The following is a 20,397-nucleotide window of genomic DNA, read 5'->3' as shown; positions in this document are numbered from 1 at the left end:
GGCGTTCGCCCCTACACAAGACATACTAATACTACTAAGGATTTTTGTGAAGGGAGATTTAGAAAAGGAGAGAGCAATATGTTTCGTATCCCAGAAACTATTTTTAGTCGTTCTATATTCGATAGGATTAGGTAAAGCTTTTGCTATCTTATTCTGTGAGTGAATTCTGAGAGGCTAGATATTTAAATGAGGAGGAAGAAAGTTTATGAAACTAATGGAAAAGATCAAGTCAATATTAGTTCTAACACTAACAGCATTTTTATTAGCAAATAGTGTTGCTTTTGCGTCAAGTACAAAATTATCAAACTTAAACCTTTCAAAAAGTGTTGCGATAATTGATACCGTAGGGGCTTCTGAGTTCATTGATGTCGATGCAATCTTTAATGATGGAACTTCGCTAAACGTATCAAAAGATGCCGAATGGCAAACCGAAGACCCGAATATTGCAATAGCATATGATGGGAGAATTCTTGCAAAAGGAATAGGTAACACTGTAGTAAAAGTTTCTTATAATGGCATTGAAGAAAAAATCAAAGTAAATGTGCAAGGGCCTAGTAAAAGGCAACTCAAACCTCATGTACTCAGTGCAACAGATACATCAATATCACCTCTTTCTCTTACCCCTGCAGAAAGACAGGCAATTTTAGATAAAGGTTATAGTATGGTATCTTTATTCTGGACCCCAACCAAAAATTTAGTTGGATGGAAAGGAAGATATACTTTTTCTGCAAATACTGAATATAGAGGAATACCATATACCCAAACCTATTATCAGGTAGACAATACTGGATTTAAGAATGCTCTTAGCAAAACCGATTTTTATAATGCGTACTCAATAAACGACATTAAAATGCCTAAATATGGTAATGATTGTTCTGGTTTCGTTAGTTTTTCCATGGGATTATCTCGCCAGACTACTTATACTTTTATAGAAGGGATAAAAAGCGGGCTATATCCGAAGGTTGGTAGTTACAATGTTAACAGCCCTAGTTACACCGATCTATATAATTCATATAATTACCTTCAGGCAGGCGATGCTGTTGTAATGAATGATCATACTTTCTTAATAGATTACAATAGTACTTACTATAAAACTATTTCTGCCTATGAACAAACACCATATCATGCTGAGTATACAACCTGGTCCTATGATCAAATGGCTAGTGCAAAATATATGCCTTTTTCAAAAAAATAAGAACTAATATCTATAGGTTATTAGCTATTGAATAGAATGGTTAATAACCTTTCTGCCATCATAAAACCAGAAATGAGGATTTAATAATGAAAATTTATAAATTTATTATTTTATTAGTAGTTCCTTTAATTCTGTGTGCCTTTTGTTCAGGATGTAACAGTATAGCTAAAACAAATGTGACCAGTGAACCAGGAAATTCTGAAAGTAGAATGAGTTTTATCAAAGAGTTGGATAAATTTACAAACATCTATATAAATAATAAATTTAAATTTAGCGTTGCTTATCCTAAAAAATGGACGGTTCATGAAGACGTTTACAATTCAGGTACTAATGAACAAAATGCAAGCCCTGATGGTGGACTGAATATTTTTGTAGAAGGTAAACAAGATGAAATAATCTATGTTTATGGTCAAGTCGGACATATAGTTATTCCAGAACCTGATTTCCAAAGAGATGACTTTACAACAAATAGTGGCTTAAAGGGAACTTTATCAAGTAAAGAAATTGACGGAAAAAAAGTAATCTATTTAATCCTTGATGAAGGTTTCATAGGAGCATATCTAAATATTAAGACTGAACATTTTAATCAAAACAAGAACGAGATAATAAGTATTCTTAGAAGTATTAATCTCATAAAATAAGACTTAGGGACATAATTTATATCTTCATCTTTACTTACAAGGAAGTGAATCCAACCCCCTACATATTGCGGGACTAGCAATCAAAATGTCACAGTCAGCAGTTCGAACCTCGGATGATACACTGATAACAGAAGACATTGCTTTAAATTTAGCAACTGGATACTTTGTTAAAAGCCAAAAACTCATCCCACAAGACGAAATATGTTAAGGATTTTAAATAAAGCGGTAGTAGCAATACTATTCGTGATTGTCATCATGTTACCGCCGTTGCAAGCGCACGACTTGAACCCACCCTTTCTCCGGAGCGGTTTGGTTCCGCTCTTTGAGCTGCCGCCGTCATCGCTGGCAGCGAACAGTATCCTCCATGTTTTTCAAAGAGTAGAATCAGCCCGGATTTTCGACAAATTGCGGGAATTTAAATCACCACGCCGTGCACCTTGCCCAGCGCAGAAACAGTTGGAGTGCCGGCCTTTTCGTTTAACTCGTTTTTTCGGCATGTTTTGCTGTCAGGATGGGATATAATTAGTTTGAAAAGTTTATCCGGTGAAGTGGTTAAAACAGGACGTTTGCTTTATGAAGTTCAGGAAGGAGTGGCAAGTATGGTTAAAATAACAGAACCGGCGGCCCAAAAAGTTAAGGAAAGACAAAAAGCAGAAGATACGGAAAACGCATTTCTGAGAATCCATTTCTTAAATGCAGACTGCAGCGGACCCAATTTTGGCATGACTTTTGAGGAGTCAATGACTGAGGATGATATGTTATATGAAGAATATGGAGTATCAATCATCGCGGACATAGGACTGGCTACGGTTTTAGAGGGAGTCACCATAGATTATAATGACTCTGACAACGGCAAAGGTTTTGAAATGCGCAAGGAAATCAAGGGCCATGCCGGAGGCTGTGGCGGGAGTTGCGGATGCGGAGGAAGCTGCTGATAGACACAACTTTTGCAGCATTTACGGTTCATTTTAAGACAAAAAGAGGCATTACGCTTTGTAAAGCCTCTTTTTGTCTGCGGCTTGAGGCTTAGTCACAAATCTATGTGATAAGTCCTTACCTTTAGCAGTATTTTTTTCAGTGATATTTCACCTGGCAAAAGGATCGTATACTTTATCATTATTCCAAATATATTCGCTTTCGATCCCAGCTTGTTTGGTAGCTTCAGGACCATTAATATCATTCAGGAGTGTTAAGTTTTTATCAAAAGCGACGATATATAAGGAAAGAGGATATTGAGAATTGGGGGGAAGTATTATGCCAATTAATCCGGTATTACCATCGACACCGAGTGGGATCACTAATGCGGTAAAGGTTCTTGATAGTGAGAATAGTTCCAAAGCCTCCGCCGCTGATAAGAGGTCAATAATTCCTGTCACGGAAGCTGCCGTATATGAGGCGTCAGGGCAAGAGACCAACAATACGAAGCTTACCTATACCAGGGATTCGACAAAACTGAGCGAAATCAGCAAGCAAGTTGATTTAAAACTGAGTAGTTTGCAGGGAATAGTGGAAAACCTTGTCGCTATGCAGAGTCTGAAAACAGGTGAAAGTAAGGGCCTAAGCTACGATCAGATCATGAAAAAATACGATGGCAGACTGAAGGCGTTTTATCAGAATCTGCAAGTGAATGATTCGACTCGCCTAAATGCGCAACAGGAAATTTCTGAAGACGGCTTTTGGGGTGTAAAGCAGACTTCGGAAAGGGCAATAGAATTTGCAAAAGCGCTTGCGGGCGGTGATCCCTCCAAGGTAGCTTTATTAAAAGATGCTATAGAAAAAGGTTATAAAGCTGCCGAAAAAGCGTGGGGTGGAGGATTGCCGGAAATCTGCAAACTGACCCAGAAGGCTATTTTGAAAGGACTTGACGATTGGGCTAATGAAACAATGCACCCGGCCGAGAATGATAAAGCCGACGGATAAACTCTTAATACCATAAGCCAAAAGCGTCCCGCTTTATTTTGACAGTAAAAGGGGACGCTTTTCATTTCTCCGGTACCGGCTTCTATAATTTGAAATCAGGAGAATATCATTAAGGTATATGTCGCACATTTTTTTGAGACTATCTAATAAATTCTCTTATCCTCCAATCTGCTGGATAGGCAATATACAAAAAACCGCATTGAGCAGAAATTAGCAAATTATGAACATATGGAAATCGTTATTTCAGAGAATACCAATTGACGGCGGCAAAGAAATGGTAATAAAATACACTCAGGGAAACCCGGAAGTTCAATCAGCGGGAGAGGATAAGGCTCAGAGTTTACTGTAAAGGGCGGGATAAACATGAAAGGTAAAACGGCTGTTATAACAGGAGCGACCAGCGGGATTGGTGCGGCTTATGCCCTTAGGTTTGCACGGGACGGATATGATCTTGTCATCACGGGAAGGCGCAGAGCCGTCATTGAGGAGTTCGCCCAAAAGCTGAGACAAACCCAGGGCGGGAAAGTGGACGTTGTGTTAGCAGAACTATCCCAGCCTGACGGGGTGGAGAAACTTATTGAGGCAATCAGATATCGCCAGGTGGAGGTCTTAGTCAACAACGCCGGTTTTGGGATAAACAGCTTCTATCAGGAGTCGGATTTAAATACCATGGAACAAGTTGTGGCAGTGAACGTTTCGACCCCCATGAAGCTCATTCATGCCCTGCTGCCGGGCATGGTGCAAAGGGGCAAGGGGATTATTATCAATATTTCCTCGGAAAGCGCCTATCTAAGTATTCCTAAAAACTCAGTTTATTCAGGAGCCAAAGCTTTCTTACTAAGTTTCACTGAAGGACTTCACCTGGATTTGCTGAACACCGGCGTCATAGTCCAAGTGGTTTGTCCGGGTTTGACGAAGACGGATTTTCATAAAAAAATGGGAATGAAGAAAGCGAAACAGCGGAACAAAGGTTTAATTCATTGGCTGTCTCCGGAAAAGGTAGTGGAAATAGCCATGAAGGACCTTGAGAAAAACAGGGTTATCTCCATACCGGGAATACATACAAAATTGACCGTTAAAATTGCTAAGGTGCTGCCAAAAAATTATTATTATAAATTAGCAAGTACGTTTAATCAGAAAGGAAGAGGCAAAAAGAAGAAAAATTTATGAAATAAAAACACTCCATGAGGAAGCAGATTCTGAATCAGTTATTCGACAAGTAGATGGTATGGAAGTTCTTTCCCATTTAGCTTACAGGATACAAAGTGAACAGTAAACTATTAACCGGGGGGGATTGTATTTGAGAAGGGAAGGATATCTATGAGGAAATTATTAAGGATCTTATTTTTCATTTTGATTATTGTTGTTTTAAATACGGGTTGTTCTAATCAGTTAGATTTAAAAAGTAAGATTGAATCTTTAGAAAATGAGAATGCTGATTTACGGTCAAAGTTAGAGCAGGTTGATTCATTATCTATGGCCTACCAAGATTACAAGGATAAGCAAAGATTTGTCGCGAAAGAATCGCTGATTCATGCGCTTCCAATTCAGAATTATAAAATCATCCGTCCAATAGCAGCAAACACTGTAATTCAAGTGTTGGATGCTGCTCAATGTCAAGATCAGCGCTTGTGGTTACATGTATCTGTGCCGGTTTATGATTCTCCGATAAATTATAAAGGATGGATACCTGAATCGGAAACTGTTCGATTAACGGAGAACAATATTAAGCTGGTTCAGGGAGATTTATTTATTAAAGAAGGTACTCCAATTTATGAAGTAGATCAGTATAATCAGATTGAATCTACAGTTTCAACTAAGATTTCTCACGACGTAAGAGGAAGGATTGAGAAAAGACAAGATTCTTACGTCTACTTTATGTCGCCGGGAGGATGGTATTTTTGGGTACAGGAAAAATATCTTATATTTCCGGTACTTGAATAAGCGAGATACGCAGTCTGTCGCTAACAGTCAACTCACAAATCTGAGAGAATATAAAGGACATGGAATTCATAAGAGTCTTTGATCTGTACCAGTGAGGCGTTCATTGAGATCGTATGCATAGCTGCTGACTGTAGAATTTGGTGCATTCTTTTTAGAACAGCTACATCAAAATAAAGAAGACCACTGATACATTTTATGGATTGTATTGGTGGCCTTCATTCATTTTCAAATTGATGGCGTTCGTAAGCTTCCATGCTCATTACAAACCATATCGCCGTAGCTAAAATGAGAAAAACCACTCTCTTTTTAATGATTCCTTGTTAATTTCTTGTCTCGTGTTATAATTAAAGCAAACAAGAAGAATTGCAGAAGATGAAAGGAGAGAGGATATGATTTGGAAAGAAAAGTATATGGTGGGAGTTCCCCAGATCGATCAGCAGCATGAAGAGCTGTTTTCCCGGGTTACTGCGTTTGTAGAAACCCTGCGTTCCGATAAACCCTGGGAGGAAAAGCTTGAAAAAGTCAATGAAACCCTTGAATTTATGAAAGGTTATGTAGTGACCCATTTTGCCGATGAAGAAGCCTATCAGGCGGCAATCGGCTATCCCCATTATCAGGAGCATCAGAAGGTTCATCAGAGAATGGTTGCCTATGTGGTGGCGGTTTCTGATGAATACGAAAAAGAAGGCTTTAAAGAAGAACTCATGCAGCAATTCGGAGGGAAGCTTTTAGCTTGGTTGATCAATCATGTGGTGGCAGATGATCAGAAGATTGCGGAATATGCAAGAAGTAAGGAGGCTAACTAATGAAAAGCGAACTTTTAACCTCCTTTTCTGATGCAGCCAGTCAGACCTTTAAACTGCTCTTGGATCTGGACGTAACCACTGATACTGTTCCGTCCCTGGAAAACAATGATAAGAAGGAATACATAGAAAACATCGATATTGTCATAGAAATTACCGGAGATCTCAATGGTGAGGTCATGTATAGCTTTCCCAAAGATACGACCCTGGAAATGGTGAAAATGATGAGCGGTATGGAGTTCAAGGAAATCGATGAGTTTGTTAAATCGGCTTTAGGTGAGATCGCTAATATTATCAGCGGCAATGCTTTGTCAGGTCTGTCGCAAGCCCAATTGATCTGTGATATACGTCCTCCCAAAATTATCGAGGGCCAGACTTCCACTGTCGATGAAGGGTGTTCCATTTACCAGGCCAAGGTCAAGACTTCTATCGGGGATGTGGGGCTGAACCTCCGGACAATTCAGGCTGCGGGCTAAGGCAGTTTCAAATAAGTCCCAGTACATTTTTGCGATGAAAATGAAAGGATAGGAGTTTATCTGATGGCAAAATGGTTATTAGATGGAGACAAGGAAAAATGTCTGACTTCGTAGAAGGTCCTGGCAGCAGGTCAAATTCGTCAGCGCTGACGAATTTGACCTGCCTGCGTCATCGCTGGAAGCGAACAGTTTAGCTCCATACTTTTCAAATAGCTGCATCAGCCTGCTGGTTGTGGGGGAGCAGGGCCTTGACCGGCAAGGTGAACTCGTTTACGCTCAAGCTGAACGAGTTCACTTTCATATCCGGGAACAAGTAAAAAATATATAATTTCGCAATAATTCCGAGCACAGAAGCCCTTGTATTAAACATCAGAACAAACGACTATTTTTCTACATTTAAAGTAGCAAAGGAGCAGTGATACATAATCATGCCTATCGAAGTCGTTAAAGGTCAAAAAACTGAGATTACGAAAACTAATCCGGGGTTAAAGGCAATTGTGATAGATCTGGAATGGAAAGTCCCCATGGGTATGGAAGTAGATGCCTCGGCCTTTCTGTTGGGGGCTAATGGCAAGGTTCCCAAAGATGAAGATTTTGTCTTCTATAGCAACCCAAAGGATAGGAGCAATTCTGTCTTATATGTCGATCAAGATTCCGCTAACAAACAACTTAAGATTAACCTGAATACCATCCCGTCGGAAATCCAGAGAATTGCCTTCAGTGTTACAATTTATGATGCCTTAGTAAGGAAACAAAACTTTGGGCAAATATGGGATTTGCATATTAAAATCTTAAATGGTGTTAATAACACTGAAATATGTAAACTGAATCTAGGCAACGGTCTGACAGTGGAAAATGCACTGGTTCTGGGTGAGCTTTACAGGCATAATGGAGAATGGAAATTTAATGCTATTGGCAGCGGTTTTAACGGCGGTTTAGCCGCTCTATGCCAAAACTTTGGAATTGAGGTCAACGAACAGCCCAAACAAACCAAGATTACTTCTAAGGAAACAGATAATCCGCAACAATCCTTAAATCCTAGGGAAACAGATAACCCCGAAAAAAACCTTAATTCCCAAGCAACAGGTTCTCCGAAGATAAATCTCACTAAAATCGAGCTTAAGAAAAAAGGCGAGACTATTAATTTGGTCAAAACGACCACTAAACTCGGGGAGATTTTAGTCAATTTGAATTGGAATCGAAACCGGGAGACTAAACCATCGGGCGGATTCCTAGCTAATTTAATGGGGAGTGGTGCTAAGTCAATCGACTTGGACTTGGGTTGTTTGTATGAACTTAAAGATGGGACCATTGGCGTGGTCCAGGCCTTGGGAAATTCCTTTGGCAAGCTTAATAAACCGCCCTATGTTGCCTTGGATGGGGACGATCGGACCGGAGCTGTTTCGAGAGGGGAAAACTTAAGGATCAATGGGAATGAGCTGGCAAAGATAAAACGGATCTTGGTCTATACATTTATTTATGAAGGTATCGCCGATTGGAGTCAAGCTGATGGGGTTGTTACCTTAAAGCAACCTAATGGCCCGGACATTGTTGTCGCCCTGGATGAATATAGTACAGCTCAGAGGATGTGTGCCATTGCCCTGATAGAAAATGTGAATGACCAAACTTTAAGCGTTAAACGATTAGTTCAATTTTTTAAGGGTCATAGAGATCTGGACCAGGAATTCCATTGGGGACTTCGCTGGCAAGCCGGACATAAGTAGCAAGGGACAGTTGCTACGCCAGCTTCAGCGGAAGGGTAACGCTCAAATCGGCGAATTGCTAAGATACATGAATAGTGCTGGAGCTGCTCTGTCTTTTTTGGATATGGAAATAGAGTTTCACAGCGGATCAGCGAATGCTGGTTTCTTTCTAAACGTGAATTTGTCATGAAGTGACGTTTGTTGTGAAGGCGGATGAAAATGGGGAAAGAGTTATTACGATTCGACAAAAAGCTGCCAATCTAAAATGCTATAATAGGTGGTAATTAGACAAAAAATCCTTAAAATTTTAAGTCGTGGATTTAATTGCCTCTAGTTGGCTGTAATTCAGTGAAAAACCTTAATTCCACAGACCAATTAAATCTCGAACTTTGAAAGGGTACATGAGTGATAAAGATAAACAGACCTGCCCTCAGGCCGGAGGATGCCAGTACAAACACTGAATGGATTATTCAGCGTTTGTCGGATAAGGCTGAATAGGCGGCTGATAATATCAATCAATATTAGCAAATAATAATCAATAATATCACTAAAAAAGCTTAACGGTTGATGTGGAGGTACTTAAACCATGAATTACTCGACAAAAGAAGAAGTGCTCGGGGCAATGACGTTTGCCGCCGGATTTATTCAGGATGTTTTTCCGTTGGACTGCATGGTCAGCGTGACCGATGAAAAAAAGTTTATAGCCTATTATCCCGGTAAAAAGATTGATGTCAAGGCGACTGTGGGGGCGGCGATACCGCCCGAGGATATTATTAACCAGGTTCTGAGGACAGGTACGAAAATAGTGGCCGCAGTGCCAAAAGAAGCTTATGGTTACACTTTTCAGGGGATTGTTACGCCCATCGTGCATGCCGGCCGGGTCGTAGGCACTTTCAACGTCGGCATAGATCTTTCTTCTCAGAGCGAATTGATTGGGATCGCTGAACAACTCTCCAGCGCTTTTCAGCACGTGGCCGCCAGTTCGCAGGAGCTTTCGGCGTCTGCGCAGGAACTGAGTGATTTTCAACGTGAATTATTGGCACTGTCGCGTAATGCTGAAAACGATCTGCAGAATACAGCCCAAATCCTCAATGTCATCGAGAGTATTTCCAAGCAAACCAATTTGCTCGGTCTTAACGCTGCCATTGAAGCGGCGAGAGCCGGCGAGCAAGGCAAGGGCTTTTCTGTTGTCGCCGAAGAAATAAGAAAATTATCGCTCAATACATCTGTTTCCACGAAGGAAATAGCAGCGATTCTAGCCAAAATCAATGAAAACATCGCCAATATCATTGATTACACGGAAAAAACTGAAAAGATTAGTGAAAACCAGGCGGAGGCCACACAGGAAATCGCTTCTGCGATCCAGCAGAATATATCGATTGCCGAAAAGTTAATTGAATTGTCTAAAATACTGTAAGCTCAATTGATCTGTGATATACGTCCTCCTAAAATTATCGAGAGCCAGACTTTCACTGTCAATGAAGGGTGTTCCATTTACCGGACGAAGGTCAAGACTTCGATTTGGACATAGTCTTGGTGTTATGCATTTAATAGCTCAAGCTATGGATATATTAAAAATAAAGCAACCGGAACCGATGGAGGACAGTGAATATGAACGTCTGAAGCAAATCATTAAGATTGTTGCTTTACTGCATGATATAGGGCATGCTCCATTTTCTCATGTGGGAGAGGAAGAGGGTGGAGTATTCCCACTACTCATGGATTTTGATGGCGAATTAGCATCTGGACATGAAGTGTACTCAAGGCTGATTGTTCAACAGTGCTTTAAAGACGTCATAGAAGAAAATGACTATTTTAAAAAAATGGATATTAAAATCACGACAATCCTTTCTTTTATGAAAGGAACAATAATTGAACCTAAATGGTTTTTTGCCAAAGAGCTGATCAGCGGTCAGATCGATATGGATAGGATGGACTATCTTTTAAGGGATTCTTATTATTGCGGTGTAAAATACGGTGAATATGATTTGAACCGATTATTGGATACCTTAACAATTTGCCCTTCACTGGAAGGAATCTGGCAGTTGGGTGTAGAATCTGATGGCGTACAAGCTGTGGAGGAGTTTGTTTTTTCCCGATATTGGATGTTTATTCAGGTGTATTTTCATAAGACACGCCGCATCCTGGACAGCTACCTTATTAACTTTTTGAAAAACTGCCTTCCGGGAGGCCAATATCCTACGGATATTGAGGAATATCTGGGCTATACTGATAATTTTATTTTAGAACTGATAAGGGAAAAGGCACGCAAAAATCAATGGGCAAAGCGGTTACTGAACAGAAAGTGTATCAGTGAGGTCTTTGTTTCCACTCCTCATCAGTTAAGCGATGAAGAAAATGGTTTTAGCGATTATCATAAGCTCGGTTGGATCGATGATGAAATTAGAAAAAGCTTTCCTATTGACGTGGAGCCTGAAAATTATTATATTGATCAGGCCAAAACTTCGTCTGCTAAATATCAAATAAGTCCCAGTACATTTCTTTCCGATGAAAATGTAGGGGAAGGATCGCAGCAACTTTATGCAGTACCTATAAAGGATAAGCATACCGAAAGTATAAAGCCAGTCCAGAGTTATTCCCTGCCCATTAAGAGTTTATCTGATAGTAAAATCAACATTATCCGGATCTATGCCAATAAGGAGCACTGTCTTGCCGAAGGTGAGAATGCCTATAAGACAGTGAAGGAGTATATGGACACAATGGATGATCGGTGGCTGAAATATGTACAAAAAATGAAGAATCTTGAAAAAGAGTATGAAGAAATGCAAACCAAAAAGGAGGGATTTGGGAAACGATTTAAATGAATCGAAATGAATTGGAGGAGGTATGTATGAATATGGGCAAAAAAGCCTTTTTAACGGCTTTGATTGACCAATTGCAAGAAATCAACGGCAAGAAATCATTGCAAAAATTGGTGTATCTGGCAAGGGCCTTTGGATTGGAAACCGGATATTCTTTCCGCTTTCATTACTATGGTCCGTATTCGGACAGCCTGGCAGCAGATTTTGAGCAATTGCTGGAAACCGATCGGGTAAGTCTTTCTGATAAAAGCAGATATAAATATCAGGTTTCAGACGATTTGTCTCAGGATCCTGCACTTCAGGAACTAGATGCAGATAAACAAGAGAAAATTCGTGAATTGATTGAGTGTTTTGGTAGCAAGAGCCCTTCAGATCTGGAGTTATATGCTACAATTTACTTTATTGATCACCATGAAAAATATGTTTTAGGCAATGGATCCGTTGAAGATGTTTTGGAAAAGACATATCAAGCTAAACCTAAATATAAAAAGCTGGAAATTAAGAAAGCCTATAAAGATCTTGAAGATTGGGGCTTGCTCTATCAATTACAATAAATAGATACATGGCTGAAGTATTGAACAGTTTTATTGGACTGTCTAGTATTTCGTACCTTTTTTTATACCCAAAAGCCTATGTTTATCGGTGGGGGAAAGGTTCTTTTCAAAATGCTTCCATCGCTCTCGGCTCCGTAACAAAAGTACACTCCGAGCAAATTATTGAAGAATTAATAAAAGAGGCCGATAAAAGAATGTATTCTCAAAAACAATATGATCGCAGAAAAAGGTGAATACATCGGCCGGGAATGCAGAACAAGGCCGCCATCGCAACCGGAGAGGATAGCGGCATTGGCCGGGCAGCTGCGTTTACTGCAGAGAAAACGAGATGCTTCTGCTGAATCCCCGGAAGGAGAAGGGCCTGGTAACAGGTCAAATTCGTCGGCGCTGACGAATTTGACCTGTCGTCGTCAGTGCTGGCAGCAAACAGTTTGTCTCTCCATATTCTTCAAAGATGGGTTCATTCATTTTGGTTCCCGCCTTTTAATAGCTTTAATTACAGCATATGTAGACTATGAACCTATCAAATCACTTTCCAAATTGGAGAGCTGACTTCATCAAATAATAGAGCGCGTATTATACCTAATGCCGGTTCTCAGAGAGCCGGCATTTTTTTATTCTTTGAAAATCTAACAAGCCAGTTTGGATTCAACTTTATAATGTAATATTTTTTTTCGGGAAAATTTTATTACACCTTAATAATCGCTCTTTAGCCCCGACTGTAAGAAAATAGTTACAAACAAGGTTACTGTTGTTTGGTCCGGAATTCCTGAGAACCGCTAACTATCAGCATTTTCATCCTTGTCTAATGTTGGCATCAAAGTTGCTTAATAATTCTGATAAGCGGGGGAGAAGGAGGATTATGATGTCCGGGGATCTCTAATTGAAGTATTAAAAATAGAGAGTAAAGGAGTTGTTTTAATATGATTATTATCGGCGAATTAATTAACTCAACACGAAAAGCCATTAAACAAGCTATTGAAGAAAGAAATATCCTGTACATTCAGGAGCTTGCCAAAAAACAAGTCGAAGCAGGAGCCAACTACATAGATGTTAATGCAGGGGCTTTTGTTGATGACGAGGAAGAACATTTGCTTTGGTTAATTGATGCAGTTCAGGCTGTCGTAGATGTTCCTTTAGCAATAGATAGCGCGGACCCGGAAGTTATACAAAAAGGACTTATGGCCCATAAAGGGGAGGCCATGATTAATTCCGTTACAGCTGAAAAAGAAAAACTTGAAGCGATAATTCCGCTGATTAAAAAATATAACGCTAAAGTTATTGCCTTATGCATGGATGATAACGGCATGCCAAACACCGCAGAAGAACGTTTAGTTATAGTTGAGAAGCTCTGTGATAGTTTCGCCAGTGCCGGGATAGGCTTAGGCGATGTATTTTTAGATCCCTTAGTTAAGCCTGTTAGTGTAAACACGAGTTTTGGTAATGAGGTATTAACTACATTAGAAGAAATTAATAAGCGTTACCAAGGAATTCATACCACTTGCGGCTTGAGTAATGTTTCCTTTGGACTGCCTGAAAGGAAACTTTTAAATCAGGCGTTCTTCGTAATGTGTATTGCTAAAGGAATGGATTCTGTAATTATCGATCCCTTGGATAAAAAAATAATGGCCTTACTCTATGCCTCCGAGGTCCTCGTGGATAGAGATAAACGATGTATGGCTTATCTTAAAGCGGTAAGAAGCGGAATTGCCAACGCGTAATCTTAGGTCCATAACTATGGCGTCTTCCCGTTAGCGGGGATAATCGCATAAAAATTTGAAAGGAGCTTGAAAATGACTATTACAACCAGACTAGGCGACGGCTTGCGAGTAGAAATGTCGGTGGACGAAATCAAAAAAGACATCGAAAATGCCACCATTGATGCCGCAGACCGTGCCAATTGTGCTCCTCTTTCTGAGGATGATCAAAAACATTTGCTGGAGATTATCACTAGAAAAGGCCGGTTTGTAGGGGTTGAACCTGGTAAAGAATTAGTTCTGACCTATGATGAGGGCAGCGTTAAGCTGATGCGCTTGGGAATCTCTATCGGCAGAATTCAAGACTTACAAATATACGAACGGTGTTTTGGTGCTGATACTGCTGAGCTGGCTCACGTAGACTACAGCTATAAACCCACGAAGCCCATTATTCACGAAGAACAAGCCACAATGGAACAAGCACAACTTGTTACGACTCTTCCTTTATTTTACGGAGCAATGCCGAATATGGCACTTTACAGCTACCCTGACGGACCCGCTGCTAACCCGATTACCCTATTGCCAAAGGGTAAAATTAAAGAAGCCCGGGCAGCCTATGATGAATCCATTGAATTAATGATTCACGACCTCGTTTTTACGTCGAGCAAGATGTACGAGGCCGGTGCAGATGGGATTAACTTTGACACAACGGGCTCCGCTGGTGATGCTGATTTTTACGCAACACTGAAAGCCACTGAAATTCTAAAGAAGAAATATCCTGATATATGCATTGAAATGGGTATGGCTGGAGAATACGTGTTAGGTATGCATGGGGACCTTTATTATGATGGAGTAAAACTGGCTGGCTTATATCCCCATGAGCAGGTTAAATTAGCTGAAAAGGCCGGAGTAACCATCTTTGGCCCCGTGGTTAACATTAATAGCAGTCACTCCTTCGCTTATGACATCACCCGGGCTGTAACCATGTGCAAAGCCTGCACGGAAGCTTCCAGTATTCCGGTTCATGCCAACATGGGAATGGGAGTTGGAGGTATTCCGATTGTCGATACTCCACCTGTCGATGCTTTGAGCCGGGCCTCCGTCGCAATGACCGAGATTGGCCGGTTAGACGGATTATAGGTAGGCGTGGGCGATCCTTTCGGAATGGCAATAAGTCATGCAATGGCCGCAGGCATGGGCGGAGTACGTACTGCCGGAGATCTGGTAGCACGTATGCAAATGTCTAAGGGAATGCGCTTAAATGAAGCGAAAGCATATGTTGCCGGAAAATTAAAAGTTTCTGTAGAAGATTTAGTTGATCCGGTAGTGATGGATGAAGTGAGAGAAGACCTTGATATTGGCAGAATCCACTCAATCGCCACCGCTGCTAAGGGCATTGAAGCGAAACATAATATCGCTAAATTGCTCGATATTGAAATCAACTGTGTCGAGCGTTTTAAGAAAAGAGTTAAGTAATTAGGGAAGATTTTAATTAGCACAGATCTTAGTTTCCCAGACTCTAGTTATTGGCGTAGGTTAGCAGGGCCTAACTTGCTTATAATTAAGCCTGGGTCACTAAGTCTGACTAATTAAGTCTGTCTGGATTATTAAGTTTTCGAAGTAAGTCAATCCGGAGCAGAACATGAAAAGATGATGGGGAGGGGTTATAACAATGAGTAATGAACTGTTTGAACTAGCGGCGCAATCCATTATAGATGGAGATGAGGCCAAAGCTGTAGAAATAGCCAAGCGGGCCTTGGCCGAAGGATTAGACCCTTTAGAAGTTATCGAAAAGGGCTTCACAGTGGGGATTAATAAGGTAGGCGATCTTTTTGACAGGGGCAAATTCTTCTTGCCTGAACTTATGGTAAGTTCTGATGCTATGAAGAACGCGGTAACGATTTTAAATGATGCCATTCCTCCAGCCGAACAAACTAAAAGCATTAAAGCCTTAATCGCAACCGTTGAAGGGGATATTCACGATATTGGCAAAGGTCTTGTTGTTTCCTTGTTTAGGGTTCATGGCATGGATGTTTATGACATAGGTAATGATATCCCCGTCGATGAGATCATTGATAAAGCTTTGGAATATGAAGTTGACGTTATCGGTACAAGTGCATTACTTAACACGACCATGAAAAACATGAAAAAGCTGGAGGATGCACTCCGCGAAAGGGGAGTTCGTGACAAATTCAAGACGATCATTGGCGGAGCTCCTGTAACGCAACGATATGCGGACAAAATCGGGGCTGATGCTTATGCGGAAAATGCCAATGATGGAGTCAAAAAAATTCTTGAAATGGTGAAAGCATAAAAACTAAGTGATTCCAATGGTAGAGTAAGCGGCCTTCTAACCGCTTGCTTTACTTTTTATTAAGATCACCTTATTGCAACTGCTATTGAAAAGGTGTGATGAAAGATGGCTAAGGTAACCTTTTTACCCTTCCGCAAATCAGTTGAAGTTCCGATGGGCAGCACTATTTTGCAGGCTGCTGTGGCAGCCGGAGTACAGATACAAAGTACCTGCGGCGGCAGAGGGACGTGCGGCAAATGCAAAGTGCAAATTTCCTCAGACGGTTGGGTTTTGGCTTGCCAGCATATGATAGAACAGGATTTGACGGTAGAGCTCAATGTACAAAAAGATGCGTTTGAACGAAAGCTCTCTCTAAACCATCTTAAAGATATTATGATAGCGCCAAGTATTCGTAAATACCATGTACAGGTTGAAAAGCCCAGTGCTAAAAACCAAACACCGGACTGGGAGCGTCTATTGGCAGCTTTGTCCAATCGTACAATCCCATTTAACCGACGGGTCGCGGCAAATTTGCCAGAGACGCTGCAGAAAGCACAATTTCGTGTGACGGCGGTACTCGATGAGAATTTCCTGCTGGCAGTGGAAGAGGGAGAAACGCTGGAGCGCAGCTATGGTCTTTCGGTGGATATTGGCACGACCACTGTGGCGGCCTACCTTATGGATCTGAATAATGGTACTGTCCTCACTAGCGGGGCTATTACGAATCCCCAGCATGTTTTTGGGGCGGATGTTATTTCACGCATTACCTACGCTTCAGAGGATTCAGATAAACGACGCCAGCTTCAGGTGAAACTAATCAATGCGCTCAACGAAATTATTGCCCAGCTCTGTGAAGCGGCTGGAATAGACCATCAGGAAATTTATCAAGCGGTCGTTGTTGGCAATACGACGATGAGCCATTTGTTTCTGGGCATTGACCCCACTTATTTGGCGACGGCACCCTTTATTCCCGTTTTCCGGCAAGCTGTTGAGGTTGAGGCTAAGGAATTAGGTCTCCGTATTTTAGAGTCGGGCAAGGTCGTCGTCTTACCGAATATCGCGGGCTATGTTGGCTCTGATACCGTAGGCGTCATGCTGTCCACCGGAATCGACCGCCTTCCCGGCCTGAGTTTAGCGATTGATATTGGTACCAATGGTGAAATAATTCTAGCCGGCAATAAGCAAATACTCACTTGTTCCGCAGCAGCCGGACCCGCCTTTGAAGGGGCTGAGATAAACTGCGGAATGCGAGCTGCCGAGGGTGCTATAGAAGGGGTTTTAATCGGTGATGACGTAGAGTTGGCAGTGATTGGCGGCAGCAAACCCAGAGGCATCTGTGGTTCCGGTCTGATTGATGCTATCGCTCAACTACGAAAAAGTGGTATTATCGAAGCATCCGGGCGGCTGACGAGCAAAGCAGATCAACTGGAGAAGCTGCCTCCGGCGGTCAGGGAGCGGTTACGTAATGACGATCAGAAAAGTGAATTTATCCTGGTTTGGAGTAAGGATTCGGCCACGGGCGAGGATGTTGTACTTACTCAAAAGGATATCCGTAAATTACAGTTGGCTAAAGGAGCTATTATGGCGGGGATACAGCTTCTGCTCCAGGAAATGAAGGTGAGTGCGGAAGCAATCGACCGTGTACTGATTGCGGGAGCATTTGGTCATTATATTAAAAAAGAAAATGCTGTGAGCATCGGACTTCTCCCTTCTCTTCCGCTCGATAAAATAACCACTGTCGGTAACGCAGCCGGGGATGGTGCCAAGATAGCCTTGCTTTCCAAAGAAGAAAGAACCCGGGCCGAAGCATTGGCCGGCCGAACTGTGCATATCGAATTATCGGCCCGAAGGGATTTTCAAACGGTCTTCATGAAGGCTTTAAGTTTGTGATTTAAAAATACTATTTTTTAATGCCCAATATTTTAAATTTATAATATAAATTTTGTCTGGAAATACCCAATTCCCGCGCCGTTTTAGTGATATTTCTATTGTTTTGTGCCAGGATACTTTCTATCATTTCTTTTTCAGTTTCTGATAAAACGCTTTGAAGCTTTTTATCAGAAACTATAGTATTTACTGGAGATTTTTTATTAGAAAGAATTCTTTTTCTGAAATATTCCGGTAAATGGTGCAAATTTAATGTCTTATCCTTATCTTGAACAAAATTCATAGCACCTTCAATAAAGTTTTCCAACTCCCGAACATTGCCTGGCCAGTAATATTCATCAAAAAGGTTAAGCAATTCCTCTGCAATGTTATCAACAAATAAGCCAAATTTAAGGTTATATTTCTTAATAAAGCTTGCGGCCAGATAGTTTATATCTTCTTTTCGTTCTCTTAGGGGAGGAATGTTTAAGGTGATGGTTGCTAAACGGAAATATAAGTCGGACCGGATAAGTTTTCGTTCAATGGCTTCAACAGGATCATTATTTGTGGCACTTATAATTCTGCAATTGATAGGTTTTTGAACTGTGCTTCCGATTCTTTGAATGGATTTGACCTGTAATACTCTCAGCAGTTTAGCCTGCAGGAAAAGGGGCATGGAATTAATTTCATCAAAGAAAATCGTTCCATCTTCGGCTTGTTCAAACAGGCCGGGGGTTTCAACGGCACCGGTAAAAGCACCTTTAACGGTGCCGAAGAGCAGGCTTTCGAAGAGCGTTTCGGGAATAGCGGCACAATTGACAGATATAAAAGGACCTTTTGACCGCAAACTGGCATTATGAATACCTTGAGAAAAAAGTTCTTTTCCTGTGCCGGTTTCCCCAACGATTAATACCGGTGAGTCGCGGCGGGCAATACTGCGTGCTTCTTCCTTGATCTTTTTTATCGAGCCGCTTCCAATGATATGGTCCAGAAGAAACACAGCCCCCGTTTGAGAGGTAGTTTCATCCTCGAAAAACCTTTTCCGCATTTCTAATGTCCTTGCTATAAAATCACTCATCTGATTCACATTGCGAAAGATAATATAAGCCCCGAAGATTTGTCCCTTGTATAAATAAGGAAACACGCTGAAGATCATGTTCGTTTGTCTGCCGTCATTTAAGTAATACCAATAGGGCTGTTCAATTACGGCTATGCCTGTTCGCAATACTTTTTTTACAACTTCGTCTGAAAAGTAAAAAGGCGGGGCATATACATCATCTTCTTTTTTCCCTAAGACATCGTTTCGGTTAAGCCCTTCCATTTTTTCTGATTCGCAGTTATAGAGAATGATCTCATCGTTTTTATTGACCGCAATGACCGATTCGTGAATATTATCAATAATGGTTTTAAGCAATTCGTTTTCTATTTTCAGTTTTTCATTCTCTATTTTTAGTTCTTCATTTTCCTTTTTAAGTTCCGCTATTTTATCATTTTGCAAAAAAAATACCTCCAACAGACAAGTTTAAATCTTCTGTAAGTTAAATAACTTGTTATATTAGGTATTAAGTATTTAATATTGCCATGAAGCTGCTTCTAGATGTACAGAGTATCGCCGTTTTAATGGGAATTTTACGACATTAATTTGGGGAAGAAGGCCTATAAAACGATGATTGCAAGGGATTGCTAGGGCTGGAATGCTTGAAAGCTGCCTGTATTATATCATATTAAAACAATGATTATATTTTGAAAATTGTGATTATTAAGCTATGATTTATATATTTGATGATATATTTAATGGAAAAGCCCGGGCTTTAGCCTGGGTTCTTGTATGAACATTATTTTTCCTAGGCATCATGAAGAGTCAGTGGATAATATTCATGATCAAAGGTTATAGAAAATTGGAGTATCGAAAGAAAAACAGACTTTAGCTTTCAAACGAATATTCATAAAAAATATTGATTGTAATAATTCGTATAACCTATCGACATAATGCTAAAACAGTGATAATCTTCACTTAACGGAAACTATATGATGATCAGGCCGCAGATATAGGCAAGAACCAGAAGCCATGTTGGAGTCCCGGAATGCTTAAGTATTCCGATTGGGAAAAAGCAGAGACAGGTCAAACATGTGGAATTAAGCAAGGTGAACGGAAAATACCAAGGATATGCGAAGGGACGGTTAATTGAAGGAAAGGAAGTGGTATTAATGTCAAAGTCTAATATTGATAATTTCAAAGCGGAAGCAATTAAAGAGGCAGCAGCGATTAAAGCAGAAGCCATTAAAGAAGCGACAAGGATTAAGGCAGAAGCCATTAAGTGGCATCTGGCTAAAGAGGTGGGAGTGGTTGATGAAGCATTCTGGGAAGGTTTGGTCTTTGAGTGAAGATAACTTTTCTCACATTTGTGAATTTTAGAACATTATAAAGCTCCGGCTCACAGGATAGGGTTGGAGTATAAAGAAAGATTTGTGCCGCCTATAAT

At 40.8% G+C, this 20,397-nt stretch carries 18 protein-coding genes and 1 pseudogene; 18 read left to right on the top strand and 1 reads right to left on the bottom strand.

Annotated elements, in window-relative coordinates:
- The first annotated feature begins 205 nt into the window (after window positions 1-205).
- From DESYODRAFT_RS16375 to DESYODRAFT_RS16285, 17 genes and pseudogenes are all read left to right on the top strand, one after another.
- Complete coding sequence (locus tag DESYODRAFT_RS16375) at window positions 206-1,195, top strand: hypothetical protein (RefSeq protein WP_007784809.1); 990 nt, start codon at window positions 206-208, stop codon at window positions 1,193-1,195.
- 86 nt (window positions 1,196-1,281) lie between these two features.
- Complete coding sequence (locus DESYODRAFT_RS16370) at window positions 1,282-1,836, top strand: hypothetical protein (protein WP_007784808.1); 555 nt, start codon at window positions 1,282-1,284, stop codon at window positions 1,834-1,836.
- 599 nt (window positions 1,837-2,435) lie between these two features.
- Complete coding sequence (locus DESYODRAFT_RS16365) at window positions 2,436-2,771, top strand: HesB/IscA family protein (RefSeq protein ID WP_007784807.1); 336 nt, start codon at window positions 2,436-2,438, stop codon at window positions 2,769-2,771.
- Between the two features lie 319 nt (window positions 2,772-3,090).
- On the top strand, window positions 3,091-3,756 hold the full coding sequence (locus tag DESYODRAFT_RS16360; protein ID WP_007784806.1) for a hypothetical protein: 666 nt from the start codon (window positions 3,091-3,093) through the stop codon (window positions 3,754-3,756).
- 220 nt (window positions 3,757-3,976) lie between these two features.
- Window positions 3,977-4,105: a hypothetical protein gene (locus tag DESYODRAFT_RS29605; protein ID WP_282433036.1), complete on the top strand. Its 129-nt coding sequence runs from the start codon at window positions 3,977-3,979 to the stop codon at window positions 4,103-4,105.
- Window positions 4,106-4,119: 14 nt separating this feature from the next.
- Window positions 4,120-4,926 carry an SDR family NAD(P)-dependent oxidoreductase gene (locus tag DESYODRAFT_RS16355; protein WP_007784805.1) on the top strand — a complete coding sequence of 269 codons (807 nt, stop codon included), beginning with the start codon at window positions 4,120-4,122 and terminating at the stop codon, window positions 4,924-4,926.
- A 150-nt stretch (window positions 4,927-5,076) separates the two neighbouring features.
- Complete coding sequence (locus DESYODRAFT_RS16350; protein ID WP_007784804.1) at window positions 5,077-5,700, top strand: hypothetical protein; 624 nt, start codon at window positions 5,077-5,079, stop codon at window positions 5,698-5,700.
- A 389-nt stretch (window positions 5,701-6,089) separates the two neighbouring features.
- Complete coding sequence (locus DESYODRAFT_RS16345; RefSeq protein WP_007784803.1) at window positions 6,090-6,506, top strand: bacteriohemerythrin; 417 nt, start codon at window positions 6,090-6,092, stop codon at window positions 6,504-6,506.
- Complete coding sequence (locus DESYODRAFT_RS16340; RefSeq protein ID WP_007784802.1) at window positions 6,506-6,979, top strand: chemotaxis protein CheX; 474 nt, start codon at window positions 6,506-6,508, stop codon at window positions 6,977-6,979. The genes DESYODRAFT_RS16345 and DESYODRAFT_RS16340 overlap by 1 nt, the downstream gene beginning before the upstream one ends.
- 428 nt (window positions 6,980-7,407) lie before the next feature.
- The gene (locus DESYODRAFT_RS16335) at window positions 7,408-8,703 is read left to right on the top strand and encodes a TerD family protein (RefSeq protein WP_007784800.1); all 1,296 of its coding nucleotides are present in this window, start codon (window positions 7,408-7,410) and stop codon (window positions 8,701-8,703) included.
- Between the two features lie 565 nt (window positions 8,704-9,268).
- Window positions 9,269-10,099, top strand: a complete 831-nt coding sequence (locus DESYODRAFT_RS29600; RefSeq protein ID WP_007784799.1) for a methyl-accepting chemotaxis protein — start codon at window positions 9,269-9,271, stop codon at window positions 10,097-10,099.
- Between the two features lie 124 nt (window positions 10,100-10,223).
- Window positions 10,224-11,507, top strand: a complete 1,284-nt coding sequence (locus DESYODRAFT_RS16325; protein ID WP_052315269.1) for an HD domain-containing protein — start codon at window positions 10,224-10,226, stop codon at window positions 11,505-11,507.
- 26 nt (window positions 11,508-11,533) lie between these two features.
- Window positions 11,534-12,058 carry a hypothetical protein gene (locus DESYODRAFT_RS16320; RefSeq protein WP_007784797.1) on the top strand — a complete coding sequence of 175 codons (525 nt, stop codon included), beginning with the start codon at window positions 11,534-11,536 and terminating at the stop codon, window positions 12,056-12,058.
- A 923-nt stretch (window positions 12,059-12,981) separates the two neighbouring features.
- Window positions 12,982-13,779: a methyltetrahydrofolate cobalamin methyltransferase gene (locus tag DESYODRAFT_RS16305; RefSeq protein ID WP_007784794.1), complete on the top strand. Its 798-nt coding sequence runs from the start codon at window positions 12,982-12,984 to the stop codon at window positions 13,777-13,779.
- Window positions 13,780-13,851: 72 nt separating this feature from the next.
- Window positions 13,852-15,231: pseudogene (mtbB, locus tag DESYODRAFT_RS16300) on the top strand ([dimethylamine--corrinoid protein] Co-methyltransferase).
- A gap of 196 nt (window positions 15,232-15,427) precedes the next feature.
- A complete protein-coding gene (locus DESYODRAFT_RS16290) occupies window positions 15,428-16,069 on the top strand; it encodes a cobalamin B12-binding domain-containing protein (protein WP_007784793.1) in 642 nt (213 codons plus the stop codon).
- Window positions 16,070-16,174: 105 nt separating this feature from the next.
- Entirely contained in the window at window positions 16,175-17,938 is a 1,764-nt protein-coding gene (locus DESYODRAFT_RS16285) for an ASKHA domain-containing protein (RefSeq protein ID WP_007784792.1), read from the top strand.
- A 10-nt stretch (window positions 17,939-17,948) separates the two neighbouring features.
- Here the strand turns inward: DESYODRAFT_RS16285 and DESYODRAFT_RS16280 are convergent, their stop codons facing one another.
- A complete protein-coding gene (locus DESYODRAFT_RS16280) occupies window positions 17,949-19,412 on the bottom strand; it encodes a sigma-54 interaction domain-containing protein (protein ID WP_007784791.1) in 1,464 nt (487 codons plus the stop codon).
- Window positions 19,413-20,122: 710 nt separating this feature from the next.
- Between DESYODRAFT_RS16280 and DESYODRAFT_RS16275 the strand changes: the two genes are divergently transcribed.
- Window positions 20,123-20,299 carry a hypothetical protein gene (locus DESYODRAFT_RS16275; protein ID WP_157137193.1) on the top strand — a complete coding sequence of 59 codons (177 nt, stop codon included), beginning with the start codon at window positions 20,123-20,125 and terminating at the stop codon, window positions 20,297-20,299.
- Window positions 20,300-20,397: the final 98 nt, after the last annotated feature.

It is taken from the genome of Desulfosporosinus youngiae DSM 17734 (assembly GCF_000244895.1).
GTDB classification, from domain to species: domain Bacteria; phylum Bacillota; class Desulfitobacteriia; order Desulfitobacteriales; family Desulfitobacteriaceae; genus Desulfosporosinus; species Desulfosporosinus youngiae.
The sequence above is the reverse complement of the archived record's forward strand: the minus strand, read 5'-3'. Positions and strand labels throughout refer to the sequence as shown.